The organism is Kiloniella litopenaei (assembly GCF_000982415.1).
Classification (GTDB): Bacteria; Pseudomonadota; Alphaproteobacteria; order Kiloniellales; family Kiloniellaceae; genus Kiloniella; species Kiloniella litopenaei.
In genome coordinates this window covers 73654-88271 of sequence record NZ_LANI01000006.1, presented here as the reverse complement: position 1 = coordinate 88271, position 14618 = coordinate 73654, and the positions used below count along the sequence as shown (strand labels likewise).

The window sequence follows — 14618 nt, the reverse complement described above, 5'->3', positions numbered from 1 at the left end:
TCGGCTCTCTCGTATACTCTTTTTAGACATAAATGCAGCCTTTATTAACCCAACGAGGACATTGCTCCCTCTTGTTCTCGATTCTCATTGTACCTCCACCTTTTTCGGTCCAGGCTATGTGTCCGAAAACGTCTTGGACCGCGGTCTAGATGATTACATAGAAAATCATGGCCCTTTCGATATGGTATTGACAACGTCTCATATCCTCTTATCAACAATTTGGGAGAAAATACCCGAAGGCTACCGCCGCTCCTATCAATGCTACTTCCCCCACCGCCTCCTATTTCAGTTGAACAACATTCGGGAGGCCTTCTATCGAGTACCTTTCCCCAAAGCAGCTGTTCTTTTAGAATCTGATTATTACAATTTTACAAACTTTCATATCGACCGCCTCGATTGTTGTGACTATATGTTCGGCTTTTCAGATCAGTTCTGGAAAGCCGTATCCAATACAAATGCAGATCAAGAGGTCTGGGGCGGCAAGGCTAACAATCAATGGTTTGATTTTTTAAAACGGCGCGGCAGTGATATCGTTCCCTTCCACCATATGGTTCATAGCGGTGAATTCTCCTTTAGGCCACTCCAGGCACGCGCCACAGAATGGAATGTACCGGGAGCCAGTTACGCCGCCCGACGGTCCGCCATGTTACACTTAAAAAATGCAAAATTGAAACCCATGCGAGGTACCTATTTGCGCTATTTTGACCTGTTACGGCGCATCGGGATTTTTCCCAACGAATCACAGTGGCGCATCAAACTGCTCAACAACCTATTTCAGCTTGGAATGGAAAACAGTCGCTATGTCTTTACATGTGGATCTGGATTAATGATGCCTATTCGCAAGTTTTTCGAGATTCCCGCATCAGGTGCGTTAATGGTCTGTACCCCCTGCAACGGCTTTGAAGCGTTAGGCTTTCATAATGGTATAAACGCGATTATCTCACAACCTGAAGAATTATCCGATTTGACAAACGATCTCCGAAAAAATCCTGATCGCGCCCAAAGAATTGCACAGGAGGGGCAATCAGTGGTGTTGCGGCACCACACTGTTGAAGCAAGAGGGCGACAGTTTGCGAGAGTTGTCTCCGCTATTGCTAATAAAACTTTTTACGGGGCATTTTTTGAAAATGGTGAAATCGTCCTAAAACAGGAGAAGAACGAAAGCGTACAACGATGAGCCAAGCAACATCGCTCCTTGTTGTTGGGAAGAAGCTTATTCGCGGCTTGCTAGACCACTTCCCCATTCGTACACCAATCTTATTAAGCGTAATGGTGCTTGCAGGCGTGACTGAAGGTTTAACAATGGCCTTGGTTTTGCCACTCCTTAACCTGTTAGGTCTTGGGGGAACAGGCACAGAAACTTCTCTATTGGAGAAAGCATTATCCAAAAGCTTTGACTATCTGGGACTCTCTCCTGATCTTCCAACAATCCTGACACTCTTTGTTACAATCGTCATTGCTCAGGCGGCAATATACATTTGTCAGGGGTGGATTTCTGCAAATGTACAAAACGCTTTGGTGAAAGAGTGGCGACTTAAATTATTGAGGGCTTGCTTGCACGCTCGTTGGGGGTTTATTGCCTCCAACAGATCTGGAGATTTTGTTAATGCCATCGTCATGGAAGTTTTCCGCGCTGGTGGGGCATTTTATTTAATTTTTCAATTCATCGCAGGCCTCATCGTAACTTGTGTGTACATTGGTCTTAGCTTGATGGCCTCGCCGCTGACCACTCTCTCACTCATAGCTGGAGGTTTGGTCGCCGTATTTTCTACCCGCTGGATCGTTGTGCGTGCTCGGGTGATTGGACAGGAATCTGTTGCCCAAAATGAGAAAATCACAACTTTTGTCGGTGAAATATTCTCTGGCATGAAGACGATAAAGGCCTACGCGTCGGAACGGGATGTTTACAATCGTGTTGAACAGGATTCTGAAGAGCTGCGACGCCTCTCAACGATAAACTCCTTCGATCCCTATCTGATTCGAGCGACTTTTGAAGGCTTCGGAATAATATTATTCGCAGGCCTCTTTGTCGCTGGAGCAGGAACACTGAATATCCCTCTTGAACTTATTCTCTTGGTGATTGCTGCTTTCATCAGACTGTATCCACGGATCATGCAAATGCAGCAGCACCTGCAGACAATGAACTCAATTTTCCCGGCTGTCGGCAAGGTCTTGGAGTTAACGCAAAGTGCGGAGGCTGCTTCCCAATATATTCGACCCGAACAGCACAAGGTTACAAATAACATTGCAGCTGACATATCTTTCGAGGCACTTCATATTAACTATGGTGACCATAAAGTCATCCAAGGTTTAGATTTGCGAATTCCAAGCCGGCAAATGACTGCGATCATTGGCCCTTCGGGCTCAGGTAAGACCACATTAATAGATTGTATTTTGGGTTTGACGGATCCCCATTCCGGAAAAGTTCTTATTGGGGAACACCCTCTCGAAAATTTGGATCTCCCTTCCTGGCGCCAACAGGTCGGATATGTTGGACAAGAAACCTTCCTCTTCAACGCTACTATTCGTGATAATTTGCGTTTCGGAAATCCAGAAGCAAGTGACGAAGAAATCCAAAAAGCCGCACGGGCTGCCAATGCCGAAGACTTCATCCTGAAGCTCCCTGGGGGTTACGACGCTGCAGTAGGCGATAGAGGTGTTCGCTTGTCTGGGGGGCAACGCCAAAGGCTTGGCTTGGCCCGAGCCCTTGTCGGGGACAAAATGCTTCTCATCCTGGATGAGGCGACTTCAGCACTAGATTCGGAATCAGAGAAGCGTGTGCTGGAAGCTATATCGAGACTTCACGGACATATTACAGTGATCTCGATCGCTCACAGGATCTCAACAGTACGGAACGCAGACAAAATATGTGTGGTAGAGGAAGGACGTTTAATCGAAAGCGGTACATGGGATGAATTAAAAGAGCACAAAGGTCGATTTTATGAGTTTTTACGTCACCAGCACCACGACACAGAGCAACAAGACGCTGATGTAGTATCTGCTCGAATAGAGGGCGCAAACCATCTCCAGGAACGTAAAGATGTTGAGAACTCTGAAGAATTAAAACAGAAATAGTAGAACAAATGTGATCTTTGATCATATTCAATAAAAATGCCGCTTCCGTGAATCCGTTAAACTACGCTGACAATGAGGTTAAAGACTTGGGAAATGAGGTAAAGAAACTGTGCTTCGTTATTGGTTCTTTGGAGCGCGGCGGAACGGAAACACACCTGAAACGCGTTCTACCTCTTCTAGATCGTCGACGTTTTAAACCAAGTATCTTTTGTTTTGTCAGAAAGGGCGAACTAGCCTCTGCATTAGAAGAAAAGGGAGTCAAGGTTTTTGAGCCAGTCCTCTTCAGTTCACTCACGAAACATTCAGCACTTTTTAAGCCTTTGCTCTTAGTTGCTTCTATCTTCTCTTTTATTTCTTACCTCTTACGAAACAAACCCGATGTTGTGCATTTTTTTCTACCGGCAAGCTATTTACTCTTGGGACCAATAAGCCTGCTACACAAAAAGAGCAAAAAACTGATGAGTCGGCGAAGCCTAAATGTTTATCAACAAAAATATCCGGCCTTTATTCGAGGGATCGAACTTTGGCTCCATCAAAGAATGCACGGCGTAATTGGCAACTCCCAACAAGTGGTCAATGAGCTCAAAGCAGACGAAGGTGTACCAACGAATAAACTTCACCTGATCTATAATGGTATTACGGTTAGAGAAAGTTCACTATCTCAAAGGGAACAAATCAGGGTTTCATTAAATATCCCCCCTGATCGATTGGTCATGACGATTGTCGCCAATCTTATCCCATACAAAGGGCATCTTGATCTTCTCAACGCTTGCGGACAGCTACCAACCCGTGATTGGATTCTATTGATCGTCGGTCATGATTCGTCGTCAATTCAAGGTGAGCTGGAACATTTGGTAGAACAAAACAACCTACAGGATTGCGTCCATTTCCTCGGGGTACGCAATGACGTAACAGACATCTGGGCTTCATCTGATATAGGGCTGCTTGTTTCACACGAAGAGGGATTTTCAAATGCCGTGCTCGAAGGCATGGCTGCCAATCTTCCCATGATAGTAACTTCTGTCGGAGGAAATGCCGAAGCTGTGCTAGATGGTGAAACGGGGCTTGTTGTTCCTCCTCATTCTCCTGAAGATTTGGCAAATGCGATGAAGAAGCTTTTAAAAGATAATGTTCTTCGGCATAGTATGGGGAAGAGGGCTGGACAAAGAGTTCGTCAGTGCTTTTCTATGGAGAGCTGTATAGAAGGCTACGAGGCTCTTTATAATCAGCTGTTTTTAGAAAACTAATCGGTTTTACAGACTGAGTCTCTCTTGATTATTAAGGCGTCATATAGGTCGAGCGATTTGTTGGGAAGAGATAAGTAAAGTTTCGCAGGGCAAACTGTTCTTAGATTCTTATCAGTAAAATCTTATGATTGTTCATTGGTTGTTATCTATAGAATAAAGTTCATATTATGACTTTAACTGAAGTGGATAAGGTTTGATTATATATAAGCAAACGAGAGTTTATATGTTGTTCTCTTGTTTGTATAATGCCTTGAAGATAATGCAGTACATACAATATAAGTACTTCACTCCTTTCAGTGGAATGTCATTGTGACGCAAAAAGTGATTAGCAAAAAAATAAAGATATTGCCTGACGTGTAGAAAGGCAGTTGGAAATACTGCTCATGGTTTTTTTACTAGATGCTGTAGGCAAAGTTGGTTTTAATAAAGAGGTTAGGTATGCTTAAACGTGCAGCAAGAATTGCTAAATTTGGAACTGAGCTTGCAATCCGAAGACCTAAAGGTTGGAAGTCAGTGTTGTATAACACAGCTCTGGCAAAGGCTAAGATCGCAGGACCTCTTATGTTGCCTGCCCATATATCTATTGAACCGACTAATGCTTGTAATGCTCGGTGTCCTGTATGCGAAACAGGAAATCGTTCCATGGAACGAAAATATGGTATGCTTGATGAAAAGGCATTTCAAAATTTTATTGATCTTAATGCCGATACAACCGCAGTTTTAATGTACTACTTCATGGGGGAGCCTTTTTTAAACTCTAAATCTTACGACATGATAAGATATGCCCGTGAAAAAGATATCTATGTCGAAACTTGTACTAATGGAGATATTCTTGATGCAGAAGGCTTGATTTACTCTGATATAAATCAAATTAGTTTTCAGATAGGCGGTTTGAGTCCAGAAAGCCATGGTGTTTATAGAATTCGAAGTAATTTCGATAAAATTACTAAGAATATTGAAGCTTTGGTTGAGCTGCGAAATAAAACACCAAATTCAAATGTTCAAATTGAAATTGGCTTTATTGTTATGAAGCATAATGAGCACGAGGTTAAGGATTTTATTTCTTGGGCTAATGGAATAGGTGCGGATAAGGCAAATATAGTAGATCCCTGTGTTAGAGATGTAGAAGAGGGATATAAATATCTACCAGAGAATAAGCAATATTGGTTCTATGATGAAGAGGCATTTGAAAAAGGTTATTTAAAACCGAAAAAACTATCCGATAATGAATGTACCTGGGTATGGAATTCGGCAATGATTAATTGGGATGGATCTGTTGTGCCGTGTTGCCGTGATCCTCACGGACGTCATCAATTTGGGAATGCTTTTGAGCAACCTTTTCACGAAATTTGGAATGGCCAAGGGTTGACTGAGTTCAGAAATCAAATTGTCACATCAATTAAAGACGTTGATATATGTAAACTGTGTTCCGGTTTTGGTATCCCTCAGTTAGAGCGTTCTAGGCCACTTAACTTTGAAGTTCAGCGTATGTCTTTTGATACAACTCCTGTTGAGTTGCCTGATGAGATAGAAGAAGATTTGCGTAGAGGGCAGCTTCAGTAAGAAAATAATAATGTAGATTGCTTAGTAATATGTTTCATTTTCCTACAGGGATGCTCTTATTTCATCTGGTGTTAATAAGCGCTGTTTTTTCTTTTTTTCGAGGTTTTATGTTTAGATCAAACTCCGATAGGGGGTGTGATGCATATTTCTTTCTAATGTGTGCTGAGACTTTTCGTGATCAGAAAAAGTTACCTATAAGGCTCTCTCCTAAACTGTATCTTGCAGAACCACAGGATCAATCGTATCCGCCAGGATTCGCAATATTTTTAAGTTTGTTCCCTAATGAATTTCTAAAGAAATGGCATTGGCTTTTTAGTAATTCTTTGGATTTAGTAATACATTTGGTTCTATTTAGTTTCCTTTTTAGTACATTTGGCCCTATTTATGCTTGGATTGGTGGGGTGATCTATGCAACTAGTCCCTTTCTTGCCGCTGAATATGCTAACATGACGTCTAGGCCATTAGGGATGATATGGTTAGCATCATTCTTTTTGTTTACAATAGCTTTTGTCGATAAGCATTCTGCATGGCCATTGATTGGTGCAATTTTGTCTGGTTGTCTCCTATTTTATACACATAAACTTGCTATTCAATTGACTTGGTTTTGTGTGATTTTTTTAGGAATTTTTGTTGATTGTTATTGGTTTGTGCCTATCATTTTATCCTATTTATTTGCTTTTTCTCTCAACCCAAAACTATTTACTAAAATTCTTATCGCTCACTTAGATATTATTAGTTTTTGGAATAGGAATCGTACTAGATTAGGGGCGCATTTAGTTAGAAATTCAAAGGTTTATGGTGGGATGGATGAAGGAAGCTCATACTATTCTTTGTCCGGCTTTAAGGGGTTTTTTCTTCATTTACGGCGTATATTTCAATTTAATCCCTATATTCTTGTGGTGGCGTTTTCTATTGTGAACTGGGGAATGTTAAGTGATTTTAGTCAGACATTTCTATGGTTAATGTGTGCTATTTACCTATGGGCATTTCTAACATTATTCATACCATTCTTAAGGTGCTTAGGGGAGGGAACAAAATATATTAAATATTCAATACCATTGTGTATTTTTGTTGTTGTTGAAGGGATTTATTTAAATGACGATTTGTTTTTTGTAATAACGTTTTTAGCAATCAGCGCTGTACAATTATTCCTATATTTCTTCATGTGGCGCTCGTTTTTAAAAGACACTTCCTCAACAGGTGTTTTGAGCGAAGATCTACAAAGTGTTATTCAAGTATTAAGTCAACATTCTAAGCCAAGGTTGTTATGTTTACCGCCCCATTTATGTGACATCATGGCATATCATGGTAGGATACCTGTTTGGTGGGGGACACATGGATATGGTTTTAGGTGGGTTGAAGATTATTTTCCCGTGTTAAAAAAGCCTGTAGAAGACTTGATGAAAGACAAAGGCCTTACGCACCTCTTGGTTGATACAAAATATGTTTCAATAGATGAGTTGGACCTACCTGATGGGGTCGCTGTGGAATTTGGTAGCTATGTTATCTTTAAGCCTAAAGATATGTTTATTGGGGCAAAGGATAGCTTTGAGGTTGGGAGCTGTTCACAAATTTAATTTGTAATCCTGATTTGAGAAAATTGTGATTTCATTGTGCTATGTTCTAATGCGTCATTAATTAGCCCAGTTACATAGACAGCTGGTAAGAGTATCTTTGTAGAGCTTGTTACTAGCCCCTTATTCCAAGAAACATTGTTCGCTAGATAGAATACTTTTTTGTGACTTTTGATTTGTTCGTTCAGTTGTAGACGCTGATGCTTTGATGTAAAGATCAAATCCTGAAGTAATAATTTCCTTTGGATTGATAGTGCTTATGCCGAATAAAACGTTTGTAGTCACTGGTACCGCTGGATTTATAGGGTACCACCTTGCTGAACTGTTGCTCGGGCAAGGGTATAAGGTTGTCGGTATTGATATTGTTAGCGACTATTATGATGTTTCATTGAAAGAAGCTCGTCTTAAAAAACTTCTTCAGCATGAAAGTTTTATCGAAAAAAGAATAGATCTGGCTGACTGGTCTGCTATTGAAGCCGTCTTCAAAGAACATCGTCCAAATTACTGTGTAAACCTGGCTGCTCAGGCAGGGGTTCGCTACAGTTTGGAAAACCCGAGAGCCTATCTTAAGTCAAACGTTGATGGCTTTCTCAATATTCTTGAGGCCTGTCGTCATTACCCTGTCGAGCATTTGGTCTATGCCTCAACCAGTTCGGCTTATGGCGCCAACACCTCTATGCCTTTTAAGGTGAGCGAAAGCGCAGAGCATCCCATGACGCTTTATGCTGCGACCAAAAAATCTAACGAGATGATGGCGCATTCCTATTCGCATCTTTTCAATATTCCAAGTACGGGGATGCGTTTTTTCACGGTCTATGGTCCCTGGGGGCGCCCTGATATGGCACTCTTCATGTTTACCCGTGATATCTTAGCTGGAAAGCCAATCAATGTTTTCAATAATGGGAACATGCAACGTGACTTTACCTATGTGAAGGATATTGTCGAGGGCATCAGCAGGTTGACTGAAGTTCCGCCCTCTATCGATAAGAATTGGGACAGCGATAATCCAAATCCTAATACCAGTGGGATTGCTCCCTACAGAGTTGTGAATATCGGTAATACACGCTGCGAAAAATTGATGCGTTATATTGAGATTTTGGAAGAGAAATTGGGCGTAAAGGCCGAATACAACATGTTACCAATGCAAGATGGCGACGTTCCAGCAACCTGGGCGGATGTAACTGAGTTAACGGAAATCACAGGCTACACTCCTTCTGTGACGATTGAAGAGGGTATTGGACACTTTGTTGACTGGTATAAATCCTACTATAAAATCAACTCATAAAAGTCATATCAGCTTTCATTTAATGAATAATCATGCTCACGGTATGCCCTTTGTGAAGCATGTCAGGGGGCATAGTCATGTGTGGTGTCGCAGGGTTTCTTGAAAACAACCTAGAACGTAGTGAAGACAATTTGGCTCAGATAGCAACTGCTATGGGGGCTGCGATGCTTCATCGTGGGCCGGATAGTGGTGATGTTTGGGTCGAAGGTGAATCCGGTCTGGCCTTTTCTCACCGGAGACTGGCTATTGTTGACCTCAGTCCTGCAGGGGCACAGCCGATGGTTTCTGCCTGTGGAAGGTATGTGATTATTTATAACGGGGAAGTTTATAATCACAACGAGATTAGGCCGGAATTAGAAGCAACAGGTATTAAGTTTCGCGGACATTCTGATACAGAAGTCATCCTTGAAGGTTGCGCACGTTGGGGGGTGAAGAACACTATTCAACGATTAATAGGTATGTTTGTCTTTGCCTTGTGGGATCGTGATGAAAAGCGATTGACCATCACGCGTGACAGGCTTGGTATTAAACCGTTGTTTTGGGCGAAAACACCAAAGAGTTTTCTCTTCGGGTCGGAATTGAAAACCTTGCGGGTTCATCCTGATTGCCCCAGTGAGATCAATAGAAATGCTGTTGCTGGTTTTTTACGGCATAACTATATTGGTGGTGCTTCTTCCATCTACCAAGGGGTTAACAAGCTTGAACCCGGTTGGATGATCTCTGTCCGTGCTAATGAAAAACCAAAATTAGAACAATATTGGTCACTTGATGATGTTGTGGAGGATGCCAGCAAGAAATCTTTTCAGGGCTCTGACGAAGAAGCTATCGAGGCTTTGCATCAACTTCTCCTGGATGCAACAGGGCGTCGCATGATGGCTGATGTTCCGCTTGGTGCTTTTCTTTCCGGTGGTATTGATTCCTCAACCGTTGTTGCTTTGATGCAGGCGCAAAGTGGACGCCCTGTTCGGACTTTTTCAATTGGATTCCATGAAGAAGGATATAATGAGGCAAAGCATGCCGCAGAAGTGGCGAAGCATTTACGCACTGATCATACCGAATTGTATGTTTCTCCCCAAGAAGCACGGGATGTCATTCCAAAACTTCCTTTTTATTTTGATGAGCCTTTTTCCGACTCATCACAAATACCGACTTATCTTGTCTCGAAGATGACAAGAGAGCACGTCACTGTCGCACTCTCGGGAGATGGTGGGGATGAGCTTTTCTCTGGCTATACCAGGTATTTTACAGCTGAAAAATATGGAAGAGCTATCTTTGGGCAACCACAAATACTACGTCGCCTAGAAGCCGGACTTATCCAAGGGATATCTCCACGAAGTTGGGATTTTTTGGCAAAGTTGATCCCGTCAAGCCGACGTCCAACTTTATTCGGAGACAAGCTGCACAAGCTTGCTAAAATATTAGATGGTGGTAAAGACGCTTTTTATCGTGGTCTCGTAAGCCATTGGTCCGATCCCGACAGCGTCGTTATTGGCGGGGCCGAGCCAAAAGGCATTATGTGGAACGATGAAGTAAAACAGAGAATACCCAATTTCATTGACCGGATGCAGTATCTGGATACTTTGACCTATCTGCCGGATGATATCTTGACCAAAGTGGATCGAGCTTCTATGTCAGTTTCCCTGGAGGCGCGAGTGCCTTTGCTTGATCATCGTGTTGTGGATTTTGCTTGGAAGTTGCCTCAACATATGAAAATCAGGAATGGTCAAGGTAAATGGATACTTCGTCAAGTTCTCTACAAATATGTTCCTCGGGAGCTTATCGAGCGACCTAAAATGGGTTTTGGAGTGCCAATTGATTCATGGCTTCGCGGTCCACTGCGTGAATGGACCGAAGATCTTTTGTCTGTAAAATCCTTAAATGAAGGCGGTATTTTCAGGCACGAGCCAATACGTGAGAAGTGGCAAGAACACCTGTCCGGACGCCGAAATTGGCAATATCTGATTTGGGATATTTTGATGTTTCAGGCATGGCAACAAGAAAATACAGTGTCTCCGACTGTAAAGTTGAACCAATACGGATAGCTATTTTTCTTTTCCGATTAAATTACCCAACACAATATCCAGCCAACCTTTGGGGATCACGTGTTCGAAGCTTGGCAGGCAAATAGATACTTTCAAGCGTGGATAGTATTTTGCCTGTTCGCCGCCAGCCATGGAAATGCATAAGAACTGGGAGAGATGATTTTTTATCTAACCCGGGGAAAGTTATTCATCGCCAATTCAAGGAAGTAGGGTCACAGAAACACTGAGACAGATTGTCCGGACCAAGTCATTTGCTAGGAGATCAATTTATTCCCCAAGCTTTTTATGCACATGGTCCAAAGCCTGGTCCCAGGCGGTGAATCCCTGTTGTTTTTTCAGGAGGTTTAATCCTTCAAGGGTGAAGGTTCCTTCTGTGGCAATTTCACGGGTGATGTCAGCGAGTTTTTGATCGTCTTTTTGCAGCGCGTAGGCGGTTGCCCCCCTGATATTATGCAAAATGACCTTTCGGGCTTTGTCTTGGCTAAGTCCCTTTTTCTCCAGCCAGTCTGTCATGGTGCCAAAAAATTCATAAAGCCAACCGTTCATGCAGGATGTGGTCAAAGCCAGATCAAAATCATGTTCGGAATCAAAGCTGATTGGCGTGCCAGTATAGTTGGCTAATTTCTCCACCTCTGCGTTTGAGGGGAAAATGGGGACAACACCTTCGCCTGCTTCAATACTACATACTGGGATCATGCGAATAAGTGTTGGTGGCAAATTATCCGCTATTGTGAAGTGTTCGTCGATTGTTTTACCGGCCACTGCTGAGATCACGATTTGATCATTTCGAAATGACAACTGGCCCAGCAAGTCAGATAACTGTTCAGGCCTGACAGAGATTAAGATGATATCGGATTTGTCTATGACGTCCTGGTTATTCTGTGCAATCAAGCATCGATGTTCTTCTGAAAGCCTCTTTGCTGTTTGGGCATTCCTTGGTGATAGATAGATTGTTCCTTCGTACCCGCCATTTCTGAGTGACGTAATGAAATAGGAGGCGAAGTACCCAACGCCTAATATGCCGAGTATCGGGTTTGCAGTGTTTTTGATCATTTGTTTGTATCGCCTTATATGGAAGCAACTGAAGGACACAATTAATGTAAGCATTTTCCCTTGATTTGCCTAATTCTGATTTTGGATAGGGACTTGTGGGAAACACAACTTGCCTAGTTGAGTTAGGTTCTGTTAGCTTTGTTGAAATAATCTTCCGCTATGCCGTGAACACAGAAAATCTCTAGCAGAATGATTTGCTGAACACGCAAGTGAGAGCCAAAGCGCCTTATTGAGGCTAATAAAAACGATAAAACACTAGGAGCATAGGAATGAGCGCTCTGGATAAAGTGTTATCCCATGTGGATAACCATCTGGATGAGTCTATCGACAGATTGTTTGAACTTGTCAGAATTGAGAGTATTTCAACTGATCCTGCCTACAAAGCAGAATGTCAGAAAGCGGCAGAATGGCTAGAACGCGAGCTTAAAGGGCTTCAGTTTGATGCGTCTGTTCGACCAACGCCCGGTCACCCAATGGTTGTTGCTCATACGCCGGACCATGATGCCGGGCCACATGTTCTCTTTTATGGTCACTATGATGTTCAGCCTGTAGATCCGTTGGAACTTTGGGACAATCCACCTTTTGAACCGACCGTAAAAGAGCTGCCAGACGGCAGTAAGGAACTGACAGGACGTGGAACGTCGGATGACAAGGGGCAGTTGTTAACTTTCGTGGAAGCTTGTCGTGCCTGGCGTGCTGTAACGGGTAAATTACCATTGAACGCATCAATGATTCTTGAAGGCGAAGAAGAAACAGGCAGCCCAAGCCTGGATGATTTTCTTGCGACCCATAAAGAAGAGCTTAAGGCCGACCTGGCGCTGGTTTGTGATACTGGCATGTGGGACAAGGATACCCCGGCGATTACAGTTCGCCTTCGTGGCATGATGAAAGAAAACCTGGTGATCAAGGCTGCTGATCGCGATCTCCATTCCGGTGGTTATGGTTCAGCAGCGCGTAATCCCTTGCATGTTCTGTCCAAAATTATCGCTGATTTACGTGATGACAAGGGGCGCGTTCAAATCCCGGGCTTTTATGATGGTGTTGGCGAACTGCCTGCAGATATTAAAAAACAATGGGATGAATTGGGATTTGATAGCGAGGAGTTTCTTGGAGAAGTTGGACTTTCCGTGCCCGCCGGGGAAGAGGGCTATTCTGTCCTTGAACAGCTGACATCTCGCCCAACCTGTGAAGTGAATGGTATTTGGGGAGGGTATAACGGAGAAGGATCTAAAACCGTTATTCCAGCCGAAGCCAATGCCAAGTTTACCTTCCGTTTGGTAGATCAGCAGGAGCCCGCGAAAATTCGTGAAGCCTTCCGTGCCTTTATTGAAGAACGTCTTCCGGCAGATTGTTCGGTTGAATATGAATCTGTCGGGGGGGAGTTCGGTCCCTTGGTTGTGGATACGGATATGCCGGAAACACAGAAGGTGATCAAAGCGCTTTCCGACGAATGGAACAAAGAAGCCGCCCTGATCGGGTCGGGTGGTTCTATACCAATTACAACAGAGTTCCGTCGTGTATTGGGGATGGAAACGCTGCTGGTTGGTTTTGCATTGGAAGATGACCGCATTCATAGCCCCAATGAAAAATACGATCTCAAAAGCTTCCACAAGGGAATTCGTTCCTGGGTTCGAATTATAGCTGCACTGGGAAGTGAATAAAAAGCAAGGGCGACTGAAAAGTCGCCCTTTTTGCTTCTTAGTGAATCAAATAGATACTGCCAATGATCAATCCGGCAATAATCAAGGTTTCGATGACGACAAGGATCAAGGCTTGATGCCCTATCTGGAGAACATCACGCAAAGATGTCTTTAGTCCGACGGCCGCGATCGCCGTAATGAGACACCAGCGGGATAGTTCAGAGAATTGCGTAATCCAAAAATCTGATAACAGTCCTGTGGAACGTAAGCCCGTGAAAGCAATAAAGCCGATTAAAAAAAGCGGGGGCAGGTAGGCCTTAACTTTGTTTTGACTGGTCTGTTTGAAGATGACCATGACAAAAAGTGTGATTGGAACAAGAAGCGCTACTCGAAATAGCTTAGCCACTGTGGCTGCATCACCCGCTTCTGGTGAAATGGAATAACCAGCCCCTACCACCTGTGCCACATCATGGATTGTACCGCCAATAAAGAAACCCGATTCTTCTGGTGTCATTTCCATCCATAAAGCGAGTGGGGGATATAGAATCATCGCCAATGTCGAGAGTGTTGTCACGGCGACAACAGCAAAAAGCGTCGAACGTTCTTTGGTCGGAGAGGCCGGCAGCGCAGCCGAAATGGCCAGAGCCGCCGAAGCGCCGCAGATAGCAGTGGCACCCCCGGTTAACAGTCCAAAACGTTTATCAAACCCAAAGAAACGGGCAATAAGTACACCAGAAACAATTGTAATAATGACAGCGATTACCAAGATGATGGTCGATGTGATCCCAAGTTGTGTAATTTGGTCCAGCCCTATCCGTACACCCAAAAGAGCAACACCAATGCGCAGGACGGACTTGCTGGTGAATTCAATGCCTGGTTTGGCGGATGATCCTTCGATAAGGGAGTTGAGGCTCATGCCAAAAAGCAAGGCATAAAGCAGTGTTGGTCCACCATGATGATCGGATATAAAGGTTGCTGCAAAAGCCAGAATGACGGCCAGCATAATACCGGGCAGAAGTGATTTAAGTTGGGCGTACTTTTCGGCCCCCAAAACGAGAACAGGCATTGTTTTGCTCAATATATCTTTGGTGATTGCATCGCGTGGAAAGTACGACAGATATTGACGAATATCCTAGAGG

The 14618-nt window shown here is 43.4% G+C and carries 10 protein-coding genes; 8 read left to right on the top strand and 2 right to left on the bottom strand.

Translation table 11 applies throughout. The annotated features are described in order from the left end of the window. Window positions 1–118: 118 nt before the first annotated feature. The 7 genes from WH95_RS10115 to asnB all read left to right on the top strand — a co-directional run bounded on the left by WH95_RS10115 (window position 119) and on the right by asnB (window position 10786). On the top strand, window positions 119–1177 hold the full coding sequence (locus WH95_RS10115) for a glycosyltransferase family protein (protein ID WP_157845935.1): 1059 nt from the start codon (window positions 119–121) through the stop codon (window positions 1175–1177). Next, complete coding sequence (locus WH95_RS10110) at window positions 1174–3075, top strand: ABC transporter ATP-binding protein (RefSeq protein ID WP_046506444.1); 1902 nt, start codon at window positions 1174–1176, stop codon at window positions 3073–3075. Before WH95_RS10115 ends, WH95_RS10110 begins: the two co-directional genes overlap by 4 nt. Window positions 3076–3092: 17 nt before the next feature. Further along, on the top strand, window positions 3093–4322 hold the full coding sequence (locus WH95_RS10105; RefSeq protein WP_052741927.1) for a glycosyltransferase: 1230 nt from the start codon (window positions 3093–3095) through the stop codon (window positions 4320–4322). Window positions 4323–4760: 438 nt separating this feature from the next. Continuing rightward, a complete protein-coding gene (locus WH95_RS10100; protein ID WP_082114093.1) occupies window positions 4761–5885 on the top strand; it encodes a radical SAM/SPASM domain-containing protein in 1125 nt (374 codons plus the stop codon). A gap of 107 nt (window positions 5886–5992) precedes the next feature. Continuing rightward, window positions 5993–7462, top strand: coding sequence for a hypothetical protein (locus WH95_RS10095; protein WP_157845934.1), 1470 nt, complete (start codon window positions 5993–5995; stop codon window positions 7460–7462). Between the two features lie 256 nt (window positions 7463–7718). Then, entirely contained in the window at window positions 7719–8744 is a 1026-nt protein-coding gene (locus tag WH95_RS10090) for an NAD-dependent epimerase (protein WP_046506438.1), read from the top strand. A gap of 77 nt (window positions 8745–8821) precedes the next feature. Beyond that, window positions 8822–10786 carry an asparagine synthase (glutamine-hydrolyzing) gene (asnB, locus tag WH95_RS10085; RefSeq protein WP_046506435.1) on the top strand — a complete coding sequence of 655 codons (1965 nt, stop codon included), beginning with the start codon at window positions 8822–8824 and terminating at the stop codon, window positions 10784–10786. A 267-nt stretch (window positions 10787–11053) separates the two neighbouring features. On the opposite strand, the gene WH95_RS10080 is transcribed toward asnB, so the two are convergent. After that, window positions 11054–11839 carry an NAD(P)-binding domain-containing protein gene (locus WH95_RS10080; protein WP_046506432.1) on the bottom strand — a complete coding sequence of 262 codons (786 nt, stop codon included), beginning with the start codon at window positions 11837–11839 and terminating at the stop codon, window positions 11054–11056. A gap of 269 nt (window positions 11840–12108) precedes the next feature. Here WH95_RS10080 and WH95_RS10075 point away from each other — a divergent pair, with 269 nt between their 5' ends. Next, complete coding sequence (locus WH95_RS10075) at window positions 12109–13500, top strand: dipeptidase (RefSeq protein ID WP_046506430.1); 1392 nt, start codon at window positions 12109–12111, stop codon at window positions 13498–13500. A gap of 37 nt (window positions 13501–13537) precedes the next feature. On the opposite strand, the gene WH95_RS10070 is transcribed toward WH95_RS10075, so the two are convergent. After that, window positions 13538–14545 (bottom strand): YeiH family protein, encoded by a 1008-nt coding sequence (locus WH95_RS10070; RefSeq protein ID WP_046506428.1) that lies wholly within the window; start codon window positions 14543–14545, stop codon window positions 13538–13540. Window positions 14546–14618 lie beyond the last annotated feature (73 nt).